Source organism: Pseudomonas sp. MWU318, assembly GCF_016756945.1.
Classification (GTDB): Bacteria; Pseudomonadota; Gammaproteobacteria; order Pseudomonadales; family Pseudomonadaceae; genus Aquipseudomonas; species Aquipseudomonas putida_A.
Genome location: NZ_JAESJL010000005.1, coordinates 460,560 through 474,831, shown reverse-complemented (window position 1 = coordinate 474,831; position 14,272 = coordinate 460,560). Strand labels below are relative to the sequence as shown.

Genomic DNA, 14,272 nt, shown 5'->3' with positions numbered 1-14,272 from the left:
ATTGCCCGTTGATTAACCTTTTTTCACCTTCAGACTTCGTTAAGAAACGCCTCCGATACTGCGCTCAAATCATTGAGGGAGGCGTTCTGCCCATGCCCGATTTCGACTGGAACATTCCCCTGCCCCTGCGCTTCGGTCAAGCCGAAACGCCGCAGATGACGTTGACCGGCGCCTTGCCCGACGACGCGCTGCGAGAGACTTTCGAAGCTTTCATCCAGCAGCGTTTTCGCAAAGCCCACGGCGCCGACATTCGGCACTTTATGCCCGAGCTGTTCGGCATGCACAACGGCGACGGTGAGCTGTGTGCGGTGGCCGGTGTACGTCGTGCACATCAAGAGCCGCTGTTTCTCGAGCGCTATCTGGATGAACCGATCGAACCGTTGATCAGCGCTGCGGCCGATCGTCCGGTGGATCGCACCGGCATCGTCGAAGTCGGCAACCTCGCCGCCAGCGACACCGGCAGCGCACGCATGAGCATCATCGCCATCACCTACCTGCTAGCCATGGGCGGCCTGGAATGGGTGACGTTCACCGGCAACATCGGGCTGGTCAACAGCTTCCATCGGCTCGGTCTGAAGCCAGTGACATTATGCGCCGCCGACCCGGAACGCCTGGGTGACGAGCGTCAACACTGGGGCAGTTATTACGAAAGCAAGCCGTGGGTGCACGTCGGCAACATCCGCGCCGGCTTCATCCATTTGCGCAATATCGGCCTGTTCACTCGATTGGGCCTGCCGACTTCGATTGAAGGAGCCTGCCATGTCGCTTGAACTGCAACGCTTCCAGGAAACCCTGCGCGACCATGCCCGGCGCAATGACAACAGCACCGCGCTGTGGGGCGATACGCTGAAACTCGATTACGCCACTGTTTACGCCGAGGTGCTGTATCGCCAGGAGCGTCTGCGCGATGAACAGGCGCAGGTGATCGCCTTGGCACTGGATAACGGCGTCGATGCGATGCTGTGGGATCTGGCCATGCTGTTCGAGGGCTTGACCTGCGTGACGCTGCCGCCGTTTTTCAGCCCCGCGCAACGGGCCCATTGTCTGGAACAGAGCCAGGCCGAACGGGTGATTGCCGAACCGGAGCTGGACGCCGAACTGCTCGCCGCCGGTTACGAGAAGCATGGTGAGTTCTGGTGCCGCACGTTCGATGGCCCGAATCGCCTGCCAGCCGGCACCGCCAAACTGACCTTCACCTCCGGCACCACCGGCACACCGAAAGGCGTGTGCCTGAGCGCCAACAGTTTGCTGTGTGTGGCGCGTGAGCTGGATCAAGCGAGCAAATCCACCGATCCGCAGCATCATCTGGCGTTGTTGCCACTGGCGATTCTGCTGGAAAACCTCGGCTGCTACGCCGCGCTGTACGCCGGTGCGACGCTGAGTCTGCCGAGCCAGAAAACCTTGGGCATACAGGGCGCCAGCGGCGTCGATGTACCGCACCTGCTGGGTTATCTGGCCGGACGTGCGCCGGAGAGTCTGATTCTGGTGCCGCAGCTGTTGCTGATGCTGGTCAGCGCTGCCGAACAGAAAGCCTTCGATCCACAAAAACTGCGTTTCGCCGCCGTCGGCGGTGCGCGGGTCTCGGAGGATCTGCTGCACCGCGCGCAGCGTGTCGGCCTGCCGGTTTTCGAAGGTTATGGCTTGTCCGAATGCGCCTCGGTGGTGTGCCTCAATCGCCCCGGCGCGCGGCGTCCGGGTAGCGTCGGCCAGCCGCTGCCGCACGTTGAAGTGCGCCTGGCCGAAGACGGCGAAGTACTGATCAAGGGCTCGGCGCTGCTCGGTTATCTGGGGGACGCGCCATACGCTGATGAATGGTGGCCGAGCGGCGATCTGGGCGAGTTCGACCCCGAAGGTTTCCTCTACCTCAAGGGCCGCAAGAAGCACCAGTTCGTCACCAGTTTCGGGCGCAACGTCAACCCGGAATGGGTCGAGTCGGAACTGACCCAGCGCCGCCATATTGCCCAGGCTTTCGTCTACGGCGAGGCCCTGCCGCACAACCACGCCTTGCTCTGGCCGCACCGTGCCGATTGCAGCGACGCGGAGCTGGCGGCAGCGGTCGCCGAAGCCAACGAAGCCCTGCCCGATTACGCCCAGGTGCACCGCTGGACGCGCCTGCCGCAACCCTTCACCGCCGCCAATGGCCTGCTGACCGCCAATGGTCGGCCACGCCGTGAGGCGATTGTTGCGCTGTACCACGCCCAATTGACTGAATCCGCTGTTTCCGAGGAGTCCGCATCATGAGTTTTTTCGACACCCTGCAAGAAGCCACGCAGCAGGAACGTCACGAGCTGTTCAACCTGCCGATCATCCTCGATGCCCTGCAAGGCAAGGTCAGCCTGAAAAGCTATCGGGCATTTCTGGCTCAGGCGTATTACCACGTGCGCCACACCGTGCCGTTGATGATGGCCTGCGGCGCGCGCCTGCCGACACCGCTGGAGTGGCTGCGCAAGGCCGTCTGCGAATACATCGAAGACGAATACGGCCATGAACAGTGGGTGCTCAACGACATCGCCGCGTGTGGCGGTGATCGCAACGCGGTGCGCGACGGGCAGCCATCGCTGCCGATCGAATTGATGGTCAGTTTCCTCTACGACTTGATCGCCCGAGGCAATCCGGTGGGCCTGTTCGGCATGGTCAATGTGCTTGAAGGCACCAGCATCGCCCTGGCCACCCATGCGGCGGGCAGCATTCGCGAACGTCTGGCGTTGCCGGAAACCGCGTTCAGCTACCTCAGCTCGCACGGTTCACTGGACATCGAGCACATGCAAACCTATCGCCGCTTGATGAATAAGCTGGAAGATCCAGACGATCAGGCAGCGGTGATCCACGCCTCGAAAGTCGTCTATCGCCTATACACCGACATGTTCCGTGGCCTGCCGCGTGACGCGGAGGCTCAACATGCAGCTGCGTGATGCGCGGGTGGTGTTGACCGGCGCCAGTGGCGGCATCGGCATGGCGATTGCCGAGGCCTTGTGCGCCGCCGGCGCCCAGGTATTGGCGGTGGCGCGGCATGAGCAGGCGCTGGCGCCGTTGCTTGAGCGCTACCCGAACTCGCTGTGCTGGGTCGCCGCCGACCTGACCTTCCTCAGCGACCGGCGCAAAGTGCTGGCCGCCGCCGAAGCCATTGGCGGCATCAACCTGCTGATCAACGCGGCCGGAGTCAACCACTTCGCCATGCTTGAACAGCTGGATGACAGCGACATCAACGCGATGCTCGCGGTGAACATCAGCGCACCGATGTGCCTGACCAAACTGCTGCTGCCACTGCTCAAACAGGCCGACAGCGCGATGGTGGTCAACGTCGGTTCCACTTACGGCTCGATCGGCTACCCCGGTTACGCCAGTTATTGCGCGACCAAGTTCGCCCTGCGCGGATTCTCCGAAGCGCTGCGCCGCGAACTGGCCGACACCCGGGTCAACGTGCTGTATGTCGCGCCCCGGGCCACGCGCACGTCGATGAACAGTGCGGCGGCGCAAGCCTTGAACGATGCGCTCAAGGCCAACGTCGATGACCCGCAAACCGTCGCCTCGGCGGTGATCCACGCGATCGCCGGCGACCGCCGCGACCTGTATCTGGGCTGGCCGGAGCGCTTCTTCGTACGCCTGAACAATCTGCTGCCACATCTGGTGGATCGAGGCCTGCGCAAGCAGTTGCCGCTGATTCGCCGCCTCAGTGAGAAACCTGACAACGAGCCGCCAAAATCATGAAAAGACTTTCCGTATGCCTGTTGCTCGCCGCCCTCAGCCAAAGCGTCTGGGCGCTGGAACCTGCCGATCAGCAACGCCTCAACGGCATCCAGCAGAGCTGGGCGCACATCCAATATGAAGTGGCAGAAAAACAGCGCGCCGCCGCGTTCGAGCAGTTGTCGTCCGAAGCCACTGCCTTCACCACCCAGCGTCCGGCAGTGGCCGAAGCGTGGATCTGGAAAGGCATAGTCACCAGCAGCTGGGCCGGCGCTCAGGGCGGACTCGGTGCCTTGGGCAAGGCCAAGGACGCCAAGGCCGATCTGGAAAAAGCCCTGACGCTCGACCCCAAGGCCCTGCAAGGCTCGGCCTACACCAGCCTCGCCGCGCTGTATGATCGCGTCCCGGGCTGGCCGATCGGTTTCGGCGACAGCGACAAGGCCGAGCAACTGCTCAAGCAAGCGCTGCAACTGAATCCGGAGGGCATCGACAGTCTGTACTTCTGGGGCGATCACCTCTACCGTCAGAAGCGCTACGCTGAAGCCAGGGTCGCGCTGCTCAAGGCCCAGCAGGCCGCCCCGCGCCCGGGCCGGGAAACCGCTGACGCCGGGCGCCGCAAAGAGATCGCCGCCCTGCTGGTGGACGTGAACAAGAAACTCGACTGACAGGAGTCCGCGTGCGTTTATTACTGATTGAGGATGACGTAGCCCTCGGTGAAGGCATTCATCAGGCATTGGGGCGCGAGGGCTACACCGTCGATTGGTTGAAGGATGGCAGCAGCGCGTTGCATGCGCTGCTCAGTGAAACCTTTGACGTTGCCGTACTCGATCTGGGCCTGCCGCGCATGGACGGCCTCGAAGTGCTGCGTCGTCTGCGCGACAGCGGTTCGAACCTGCCGGTGCTGATCCTCACCGCGCGCGATGCCACCGAAGACCGCATCGCCGGGCTGGACGCCGGCGCCGACGACTATCTGGTCAAACCGTTCGACCTTGACGAACTCAAGGCACGCCTGCGCGCCTTGTTGCGTCGCAGTGCCGGGCGCGCCCAGGCGCTGATCGAACACGCCGGGATCAGCCTCAACCCCGGCACCCAGCAGGTCAGCTATCAGGGTCAACCTGTCGCGCTGACGCCCAAGGAATATCAGTTGCTGCATGAATTGCTCTCGCCGCCGGGCCGGGTGATGACCCGCGACCAACTGATCCGGTTGCTTTACGGCTGGAACGAAGAAGCCGAGAGCAACACCCTGGAAGTGCACATCCATCACCTGCGCAAAAAATTCTCCACCGACCTGATCCGCACCATTCGCGGTGTGGGTTATCTGGTGGAGGAGCGTCGATGACCTCGATTCGTCGCCGTACGCTGACGCTGATCATCGGGCTGTTGCTCGCCGGTCTTGCGGTGCTCAGCGTGTTCAACCTGCACGACAGCAACCACGAAATCGCCGAAGTCTACGACGCGCAACTGGCGCAAAACGCTCGCCTGCTGCAAGGCGTGATGCGCATGCCGCTGGCGAGCAAGGATCACTCGCAGTTGTATCAGGCGTTCAATCAGGCGCTCAGCGAAGCCAAGCCACGCGTCGACGGCCATCCTTACGAAAGCAAGATCGCCTTCCAGGTGTGGAACCCGAAAAACGAGGTGCTGGTGCACACCGCCAGTGCCCCGTCGTTCACCGCCCCGCCGACGAAGCCGGGCTTCAGCGATGTGGTCGACTTGAACAACCGTCACTGGCGCGCCTTCATGCTCGAAGACCCGCAGAACGGTCTGCGCATCTGGGTCGGCGAACGCGATGATGTGCGCGCCGATCTGGTTGATCGCATCGTGCGCCACACGCTGTGGCCGAACGTGCTCGGCAGCCTGATACTCGCGGCGATGGTCTGGCTGGCGATCGGCTGGGGACTCAGGCCCTTGGCGAACATGGCGCAAACCTTGCGCGCCCGACACAGCGGCTCGCTGGAGCCACTGCAACTGACGCCGTTGCCCAGCGAACTGGAACCGATGCAGGCAGCGCTCAACCGCATGCTCGCGCAGATTCAGGAGGTACTTGGCCGTGAACGACGGTTTATCGCCGACGCCGCCCACGAGATGCGCACGCCACTGGCGGTGCTGCGGGTGCATGCGCAAAACCTGCTGGAGGCCGGTACCGAACAGGAGCGCCGCGAGTCGTTGCAGTTTCTGATTTCCGGCGTCGACCGCACCAGCCGTCTGGTCAACCAGTTGCTGACCATGGCCCGCCTCGAACCGAAATCCAACCCGCCGCCGTTGCAGCGCATCGACCTCAACGAAACCGTGCGCAACAGCCTCGTGCAACTGACGCCGTGGCTGTTGAGCAAACACCTGGAACTGGCCTTCGAGGACGGCGAACAACCGTTCCACGTCATGGCCAGCACCGCTGCCATCGACATCGCCTTGGGCAACCTGATCACCAATGCCGCCAACTTCTCGCCGGAGCACGGCGTGATCACGGTCAAGCTGAGCCAGGCCGAGGGCTGGTGCCTGCTGAGCGTCGAAGACCAAGGGCCGGGGATTGACGAGGCAGATCGGGCGCGCCTGTTCGAACGTTTTTACAGCCGTGGCAACACGCAAGGTGCAGGGCTGGGGCTGACCATCGTCAACACCATCGCATTGCGCCTGGGCGGACGGATCACCCTGGTCAACCGGCCTGAGGGGGGCTTGCGTGCCACCTTGTCGATGCCTCTTAGCTCAGTTGTGCAGCAACGCAGCGGCGGATGAAACCACCAGCAACACCGCCAGAATCCGGTTCAGCCACTGCAACTGCGCCGGATTGCTCAACCAGCGCGCCGCACCGCGACCGAGCAACGCCCACAGCGCCAGACACGGCAACGACACCAGAAAGAACGCCAGGCACAACGCGTTCAAGCCCTGCCCTTGTGCGGTAAATACGCTGATCACGGCGATCGCCATCATCCACGACTTGGGGTTGACCCATTGCAACAGCGCGGCGCCGAGCAGGCCCAGTTCGGCTTTTTCCTCGCCGGCGGCGGGATCGATGGCGGTGGCCGGCGCCGTGAAAATCTGCCACGCCAGCCACAGCATCCAGCCCATCCCCAACGCACTGATCACCGGGCGCACACCGGGCAGCATCAGCGTACTGGCGCCAGCGCCGGCCACCCAAACCAAAGACGCAGCGCCCGCTCCCGCGCCGAGAATGATCGGCAGGCACGGCCGCCAGCCGCGTCGGGCACTGGTGCTGAGGACGATCAGGTTGGTCGGCCCCGGGGTGATCGAGGCAACGAAGGCAAAGAGGATGAACGCAAGCATGGCACGGCCCTGTAGAAAGTCAGGGCCTACTGTGATGGCTGAGCAGCGTGGTGGTCTTGAACGTTTGTTCAGCGTCGAAACGTGCCAATGGCGCGTTGCTGATAGGCGCCCGGCGTGATGCCGTAGGCACGCACGAACCAGCGACCCAGATGGCTTTGGTCGGCGAAGCCGAGGCGGCTGGCGACTTCCACTGGCTGCATACCGGCAGCGAGCATCTGTCGGCCACGGCTGAGGCGCAGCTGGATCAGCCACGCGTGCGGCGCGAGTCCATAGGCCGCTTTGAAGGCGCGGGTCAGGCGAAAGCGGTCGGTGCCGCAGACGTCGGCCAGGGTTTGCAGGCTGATGTCTTGCTCGTGGTAGGCCACCAGGTAATCGCGTGCCTGCCGGGCGATCAATGGCGCGCGGTTGGCAGCGGTCGGTTGCGGTCGCCGGTACAGATGAATCGCCAGTCGCTCCAGCAACGCATCCAGCGCCACATCGCGCACCATGCGCACGTCCTGCTTATGCAGCGCATTGAAGGCAAACAAGGTGGCGCGAGCCAGTTCGGGATCATCGTTGAGCACACTGCCGATCCCCGGCAAGCCGCTGCCGTAAGTGCCCAGATGCAAACCGTCCAGCGCCTGCTCCAGCCATGCCGGTTGCAGGTAGAGCATGCGATAGGTGAAACCGTCCGGGCTCGGCGCATCGCCGTCATGGATGTCGCCGGGCTCAAGCATGAAGACCTTGCCCGGCGTGCTGTCATGCCGCGCCCGACGGCTGTTGAAGCGCTGCACGCCTTGCTCGGTGAAGCCGATCAGGTAGGTTTCGTGCCAGTGCGGATCGTAGGCGTGCGCATGCCCGGCGAAATGCGCGTGCAGGGTTTCGATGCCGGTCTCCCGGTCGCGGGCAAGGTCGATCCAGTTGCTCATGGCGTGCGTACAGTGGTGGGCTGGGGCCAGTAATCCACAATTGGCGGGTTGAGGCTAGAAGGTTTGTGCATTTCAGATCGAGCGTTGATTGACCCGCGCCATCAATTGCTCGGCACTTTCCTTGCGTTCGGAATAGCGATCCACCAGAAAATCCTGGCGCTCGCGCAGCAGCACGGTGAACTTCACCAGCTCTTCCATCACATCAACCACGCGGTCATAAAACGCTGACGGTTTCATCCGCCCCGCCTCATCGAATTCCGTGAACGCCTTGGGCACCGAAGACTGATTGGGGATGGTGAACATGCGCATCCAGCGCCCCAGCACGCGCAATTGATTGACCACGTTGAACGACTGCGAACCGCCGCAGACCTGCATCACCGCGAGGGTTTTGCCCTGAGTCGGACGCACCGCACCGAGCTCAAGGGGAATCCAGTCGATCTGCGCCTTGAACACCGCCGACATCGCACCGTGGCGTTCCGGCGAACACCAGACCTGACCTTCCGACCACAGCACCAGCTCGCGCAGTTCCTGGACTTTGGGATGGTCGACCGGGGCGTCGTCTGGCAACGGCAGACCGGACGGATTGAAGATGCGCGTCTCGGCACCGAAGTGCTCCAGCAAGCGTGCGGCCTCCTCCACCAGCAGACGGCTGAAGGAGCGTTCGCGGGTCGAGCCGTAGAGCAGCAGGATGCGTGGTTTGTGTTCGTGCGAAGGTGATGTGATCGGGCCTTCGAACAGCGTGTGATCAAGATTGGGCAGGAGCTCTGACATACGTCCTCCGGCTCAGAGTGAGCCGATGCGATCGAGTTCGCGCTGAAGCTCAACGCGCCTGAGTGATTTGAAAGGAAGACCGAGGAAGGTTGCGCAGCGGCGCTCGATGATCGCCAGCGTGGCACGGAACGCGGCATCCACTGCGGCCTCGTCACCGCTCACATCGGAGGGATCTTCCAGCCCCCAATGGCATTTGATCGCCGGGCCGAAGTACACCGGGCAGGTTTCGCCCGCTGCCTTGTCGCAGACGGTGATGACGATGTCCGGCGGGTTGCCTTCAAAGGCGTCGTTGCCTTTGCTGTGCAAGCCGTCGATAGCGATACCGGCCTGTTGCAGCGTCGTCAGGCTGCGTGGCAACACCTGGCCCTTGGGGAAACTGCCGGCGCTCACCGCCTCGAAACCCTCGCGTGCCAGATGATTGAACATGGCTTCGGAAAGGATGCTGCGGCAACTGTTGGCCGTGCACATGAACAGGACACGCATGGATAGCTCCGGGGATAGTTGAAGTTCAGCAGCACGCGGTTTCGCGGGCAGGACGGCCATCCATGTTGTGCAGGCGACAGGCATTGTCCTTGAGCCAATCGGCGTTGGCCGTCGCGGTGACTTTGAGGATCTGGTGAACCCAATCCGGCAGCTCCGGGTTGAGCCGATAATAGACCCACTGACCCTGACGGCGATCGAGCAACAACCCATTGCTGCGCAGTTGCGCGAGGTGGCGGCTGATTTTCGGCTGGCTGTCATCGAGGGCGCACATCAGCTCGCAGACACACAGCTCACCCTGCTCGGCAATCAGCAAGGTGGCGCGGGCACGCGTTTCATCGGCCAGGCTTTTGAACAGTTCGGTGGGGGTGAGCATGGAAGTGCGGGCTCGAACATATGGAAAACCGAATATACGGACATCCATATATTATTCAACCCCAGTAACGGCATAGAACCTGTGGGAGCTGGCTTGCCAGCGATGACGGATTGACATTCAACATCACCATTGGCTGATTCACCGCCATCGCGGGCAAGCCCGCTCCCACAGGGTTTTATGCAAGCAGAACTATCCGCGTAATGTCAGTCGATTCCTATGTCACAGACATACCGCCTTCGCCAGCAGGCTGGCTCCCACAGGGGGATTTGTGCGGGGCGGGACTAGCCGCGCAACAGCTCCTGCTCCGCCTCGCAAAGGCCGACGACATAATCCCAGACCACCCGCAGCCGCACCGATTTGTGCAGCTCGCGCCGGGTACTGATCCAATAACTGCGCTCGATGCTGTCATCCGGCAATAACGCCACCAGATCCGGATCCGACGCGGCCATGTAGCAAGGCAACACGGCAATGCCCAATCCCGAGCGCGCCGCTTCCTGCTGGGCGATGACGCTGGTGCTATGGAACACCACGCGCGGGCTGCGGCAGAAGCTGTTGAGGAACATCAGTTCCTGACTGAACAGCAGATCATCGACATAACCGATCCACGCATGCCGCCCGAGGTCTTCGCGGCTGCGCAACGGCGGTGCGTTGTCGAGGTAGCGTTGGCTGGCATAGAGCGCCAACCGATAGTCGGTGAGCTTGCGCGTGACCAGCATGTCGGCCGCCGGGCGCTCCAGATGAATGCTGATTTCCGCCTCGCGGTTGAGGATACTGACGAAGCGCGGCACGGCGACCAGTTCCACTTCCAGCCCCGGATAACGTTCGAACAGGCCGATCATCCGGCTGGCGAGAAACTTGATGCCCAGCCCTTCGGTGACGCCGACGCGGATCTTGCCCAGCGGCGCGGTGGACTGGGTGATTTCTTCCTGGGCCAGCAGCGCGACGTTCTCCATGGCTTCGGCGTGCTTGAGCAGCGCCTCGCCTGCCGGGGTCATTTCGTAGCCTTGGGCGTGCTGGACGAACAGCGCGGTGCCGAGGCTTTTTTCGATCGCCTCGATGTGTCGGGCCACGGTGGCGTGAGTGGTGTTCAAGCGCCGGGCAGCGGTGAGCAGGCGGCCGCTGCGTTGCAACTCCAGAAAGAACCGCAGGTCATTCCAGTCGAACATGGGGTGTCCTTGTCAGCTATGGTCAATCCAGACTGTTTGAAAACGCACAGCGGCTGCGCAAAAACTAACATTCTTTTAACGAAAGCTAACAACTAGAGTGTCCGACAATAAAAACAAAAAGCGAGGTCAGGGAATGCAGACTTCCCTTGAAGAATACGACTACATCGTGGTCGGCGCCGGCCCTGCCGGGTGCCTGCTGGCCAATCGACTGTCGGCAGACAAGCAGCAGCGGGTGTTGCTGCTCGAAGCCGGCGGGCGCGACAACTACGCATGGATTCACATCCCCGTGGGTTACCTGTTCTGCATCGGCAACCCGCGCACTGACTGGTGCTTCAAGACCGAAGCGCAACCCGGCCTGCAAGGGCGCAGCCTGAGCTACCCACGCGGCAAAGTGCTCGGCGGCTGCTCCTCGATCAACGGCATGATCTACATGCGCGGTCAGGCCGGCGACTACGATGGATGGGCTGCCGAGGGCAATCCGGGCTGGGCCTGGAACGACGTGCTGCCACTGTTCAAACAGAGCGAAAATCACTTTGCCGGCGCCGCTGAGTTTCACGGTGCCCAGGGTGAATGGCGGGTCGAGCAACAGCGGCTGTCATGGCCGATTCTCGATGCCTTCCGCAGCGCCGCTGAGCAGAGCGGCATCGCCAGCATCGACGACTTCAATCAGGGCGACAACGAGGGTTGCGGCTACTTTCAGGTCAACCAGAAGGCCGGGGTGCGCTGGAACGCGGCCAAGGCGTTTCTCAAACCTGTTCGCGAGCGGGCCAATCTGACGGTGCTGACCGGGGTTGAAGTGGATCGGGTGCTGCTGGAAAACGGCCGTGCGTCGAAGGTCAGCGCGCGTCACGAAGGTCAGGTGAAATGCTTCAAAGCGCGCAAGGAAATCATCCTCTGCGCCGGCGCCGTGGGTTCGCCGAGCATTCTGCAGCGCTCCGGAATCGGCCTGCGTCCGTTGCTGGAACGTCTTGGCATCGGGGTGATTCATGAGTTGCCGGGGGTCGGCGGCAATCTGCAGGATCACCTGCAACTGCGCCTGATCTACAAACTGCAGAACGCCCGCACCCTGAATCAGATCGCCGGCAGCGTCTGGGGCAAGATGGGCATGGGCCTGCGTTATCTGTATGACCGCAGCGGGCCGCTGTCGATGGCGCCGAGTCAGCTCGGGGCGTTTGCCCGATCCGGGCCTGAGCAGACTTCCGCCAACCTTGAATACCACGTGCAGCCGCTGTCGCTGGAGCGCTTTGGCGAGCCGCTGCACAGCTTTCCGGCGTTCACCGCGTCGGTGTGTGATCTGCGTCCGCAGAGCCGTGGCCGCATCGACATCCGTTCGGTGGATCCGCAGGAAGCGCCGCTGATTCAACCGAATTACCTCAGCCATCCTGAAGACATGCGCGTGGCCGCCGACGCGATCCGCCTGACTCGCCGCATCGTCAGCGCCCCGGCCCTGCAAGCGTTCAAACCGGTGGAATATCTGCCCGGCGACAGTCTGCAAAGCGAGGAGCAGCTGCACGAAGCAGCGGCGCGAATCGGCACGACGATTTTCCATCCGGTCGGCACCTGCCGCATGGGCAATGACGCTGACGCGGTGGTGGACGCGCAACTGCGCGTGCATGGCGTGCCCGGCCTGCGCATCGCCGACGCCTCGATCATGCCGCGCATCACCTCGGGCAACACCTGTTCGCCTACGCTGATGATTGCCGAGAAGGCGGCGCAGATGATCCTCAATCCACCGATCAAGACCTGCACAGCAACCCCTGAACTGGCCCAAACCCTGTAGGAGCTGCCGCAGGCTGCGATCTTTTGCCTTTGGTTTTTACAAGATCAAAAGATCGCAGCCTGCGGCAGCTCCTACAGTGCATCGTGTAATTCGTTCAAGGCAGCGCGCAACACCAGTGGAACAACAAAAACAATCACTGTGAGGGATACCGATATGTCAGAACACGCTCAGCCGCTGGACGCCGCGAGCGGCGCCAGCACCAGCAATGCCACGCAGAAAGTCATCTTCGCCTCGTCTCTGGGGACGGTGTTCGAGTGGTATGACTTCTTCCTCTACGGCGCCCTCGCGGCGGTGATCAGCAAGCAGTTTTTCGCCGGGGTCAACGACACCACCGCGTTCATCTTCGCGCTGATGGCCTTTGCCGCCGGGTTTATCGTGCGGCCGTTCGGGGCGCTGGTGTTCGGTCGGTTGGGGGACATGATCGGACGCAAATACACCTTCCTCGCGACCATCATCCTGATGGGCATCGCGACGTTCTGCGTCGGCCTGCTGCCTACCTACGCCAGCATCGGCATTGCCGCGCCGATCATTCTGGTGGTGCTGCGCATGCTCCAGGGTCTGGCGCTGGGCGGTGAATATGGCGGCGCCGCGACTTACGTGGCGGAACACGCGCCAATCGGCAAACGCGGTTTCCACACCAGCTGGATTCAGTCCACCGCGACCCTCGGCCTGCTGCTGTCGCTGTTGGTGGTGCTCGGTTGCCGTTACTTCACCGGCGATCAGTTTGAAGTCTGGGGCTGGCGTATTCCGTTCCTGCTGTCGATCGTGCTGCTAGGCATTTCCACCTGGATCCGCCTGAGCCTGCACGAGTCGCCGGCGTACCTGAAAATGAAAGAAGAAGGCAAAGCCTCGAAAGCGCCGATCCGCGAATCCTTCGGCAAATGGGAGAACCTCAAGGTTGTGCTGATCGCGCTGTTCAGCATCAACGCCGGGCAAGCGGTGACCTTTTACGCTGCGCAGTTCTACGTGCTGTTCTTCCTCACCCAGTTCCTGAAAATGGACCCGGCGGTGGCCAACAGCCTGCTGATCATCAGTGTGGTGATCGGTGCGCCGTTCTTCATCATTTTCGGCTGGCTCTCGGACAAGGTCGGACGCAAACCGGTGCTGATGCTCGGCCTGCTGCTGGCGACCGCCCTGTACTTCCCGATCTTCAAATCCTTGGCGCACTACGCCAACCCGGCAATCGATCAGGCCAGCCGTCAGGCGCCGATCACCGTTCTGGCCGATCCGGCCACCTGCACCTTCCAGTTCGACCCGGTGGGCAAGGCCAAATTCGACAGCCCGTGCGACAAGGTCAAGACCTTCCTGGTCAAGCAGGGCCTGCCCTACTCCAGCGTCGCCGCCCCGGCCGGCAGCGGCGTGCAGGTGAGCATCGGCGACGTGAAAATCGACGGCTATGACGAATCCGCCCTGCGCGGCGCGGTGACCCTCGCCGGCTACCCGCAACAGGCCGATCTGCAGCAGATCAACAAGCCGATGATCGTCGCCCTGATCGTCGCGCTGATCATCATCTCGGCCATGTGCTACGGCCCGCTGGCGGCGCTGATGGTCGAACTGTTCCCGACGCGCATCCGCTACACCTCGATGTCCCTGCCGTATCACATCGGCAACGGCTGGTTCGGCGGTTTCCTGCCAACGGTGTCGTTCGCGCTGGTGGTGTACACCGGGGATATTTTCTATGGGCTGTGGTACCCGGTGCTGATTACCGGGGTGAGTCTGGTGGTGGGAATGATTTGTCTGCGGGAGACGAAGAATATCGATCTGGACAAGAACTGAATCTGAACCTGCACACATGATCCTTTGGTGAAAAAAACCTGTGGCGAGGGGA

General features: G+C 62.3%; 15 protein-coding genes. 9 read left to right on the top strand and 6 right to left on the bottom strand.

Annotation, left to right across the window (positions count from 1 at the left end; genetic code table 11):
• Positions 1–92: 92 nt before the first annotated feature.
• From JN524_RS15250 to JN524_RS15220, 7 genes are read left to right on the top strand one after another with little or no spacing between them, the layout of a single operon-like run.
• Positions 93–770, top strand: a complete 678-nt coding sequence (locus JN524_RS15250; RefSeq protein ID WP_202369862.1) for a thermostable hemolysin — start codon at positions 93–95, stop codon at positions 768–770.
• Entirely contained in the window at positions 760–2,241 is a 1,482-nt protein-coding gene (locus JN524_RS15245; protein ID WP_202369861.1) for an AMP-binding protein, read from the top strand. Before JN524_RS15250 ends, JN524_RS15245 begins: the two co-directional genes overlap by 11 nt.
• Complete coding sequence (locus JN524_RS15240; RefSeq protein ID WP_202369860.1) at positions 2,238–2,912, top strand: TenA family transcriptional regulator; 675 nt, start codon at positions 2,238–2,240, stop codon at positions 2,910–2,912. Before JN524_RS15245 ends, JN524_RS15240 begins: the two co-directional genes overlap by 4 nt.
• Positions 2,899–3,708 (top strand): SDR family oxidoreductase, encoded by an 810-nt coding sequence (locus JN524_RS15235; RefSeq protein ID WP_202369859.1) that lies wholly within the window; start codon positions 2,899–2,901, stop codon positions 3,706–3,708. Before JN524_RS15240 ends, JN524_RS15235 begins: the two co-directional genes overlap by 14 nt.
• Positions 3,705–4,349, top strand: a complete 645-nt coding sequence (locus JN524_RS15230; RefSeq protein ID WP_098964412.1) for a tetratricopeptide repeat protein — start codon at positions 3,705–3,707, stop codon at positions 4,347–4,349. Before JN524_RS15235 ends, JN524_RS15230 begins: the two co-directional genes overlap by 4 nt.
• Positions 4,350–4,360: 11 nt before the next feature.
• Positions 4,361–5,023: a response regulator gene (locus tag JN524_RS15225; RefSeq protein ID WP_202369858.1), complete on the top strand. Its 663-nt coding sequence runs from the start codon at positions 4,361–4,363 to the stop codon at positions 5,021–5,023.
• On the top strand, positions 5,020–6,414 hold the full coding sequence (locus tag JN524_RS15220) for an ATP-binding protein (RefSeq protein ID WP_202369857.1): 1,395 nt from the start codon (positions 5,020–5,022) through the stop codon (positions 6,412–6,414). The genes JN524_RS15225 and JN524_RS15220 overlap by 4 nt, the downstream gene beginning before the upstream one ends.
• Here the strand turns inward: JN524_RS15220 and JN524_RS15215 are convergent.
• The 6 genes from JN524_RS15215 to JN524_RS15190 all read right to left on the bottom strand — a co-directional run bounded on the left by JN524_RS15215 (position 6,385) and on the right by JN524_RS15190 (position 10,664).
• The gene (locus JN524_RS15215) at positions 6,385–6,963 is read right to left on the bottom strand and encodes a LysE family translocator (RefSeq protein ID WP_097090290.1); all 579 of its coding nucleotides are present in this window, start codon (positions 6,961–6,963) and stop codon (positions 6,385–6,387) included. The genes JN524_RS15220 and JN524_RS15215 overlap by 30 nt on opposite strands.
• 68 nt (positions 6,964–7,031) lie before the next feature.
• The gene (locus JN524_RS15210) at positions 7,032–7,871 is read right to left on the bottom strand and encodes a helix-turn-helix domain-containing protein (RefSeq protein WP_202369856.1); all 840 of its coding nucleotides are present in this window, start codon (positions 7,869–7,871) and stop codon (positions 7,032–7,034) included.
• A 72-nt stretch (positions 7,872–7,943) separates the two neighbouring features.
• A complete protein-coding gene (arsH, locus tag JN524_RS15205) occupies positions 7,944–8,642 on the bottom strand; it encodes an arsenical resistance protein ArsH (RefSeq protein WP_202369855.1) in 699 nt (232 codons plus the stop codon).
• A gap of 12 nt (positions 8,643–8,654) precedes the next feature.
• Positions 8,655–9,125, bottom strand: coding sequence for an arsenate reductase ArsC (locus tag JN524_RS15200; RefSeq protein ID WP_202369854.1), 471 nt, complete (start codon positions 9,123–9,125; stop codon positions 8,655–8,657).
• A 25-nt stretch (positions 9,126–9,150) separates the two neighbouring features.
• Entirely contained in the window at positions 9,151–9,498 is a 348-nt protein-coding gene (locus JN524_RS15195; RefSeq protein WP_134786699.1) for a metalloregulator ArsR/SmtB family transcription factor, read from the bottom strand.
• A gap of 281 nt (positions 9,499–9,779) precedes the next feature.
• Positions 9,780–10,664 (bottom strand): LysR family transcriptional regulator, encoded by an 885-nt coding sequence (locus JN524_RS15190; RefSeq protein WP_134786700.1) that lies wholly within the window; start codon positions 10,662–10,664, stop codon positions 9,780–9,782.
• A gap of 133 nt (positions 10,665–10,797) precedes the next feature.
• Between JN524_RS15190 and JN524_RS15185 the strand changes: the two genes are divergently transcribed.
• Positions 10,798–12,444, top strand: a complete 1,647-nt coding sequence (locus tag JN524_RS15185; protein WP_202369853.1) for a GMC family oxidoreductase — start codon at positions 10,798–10,800, stop codon at positions 12,442–12,444.
• A gap of 153 nt (positions 12,445–12,597) precedes the next feature.
• Positions 12,598–14,220: an MFS transporter gene (locus JN524_RS15180; protein WP_097090285.1), complete on the top strand. Its 1,623-nt coding sequence runs from the start codon at positions 12,598–12,600 to the stop codon at positions 14,218–14,220.
• Positions 14,221–14,272: the final 52 nt, after the last annotated feature.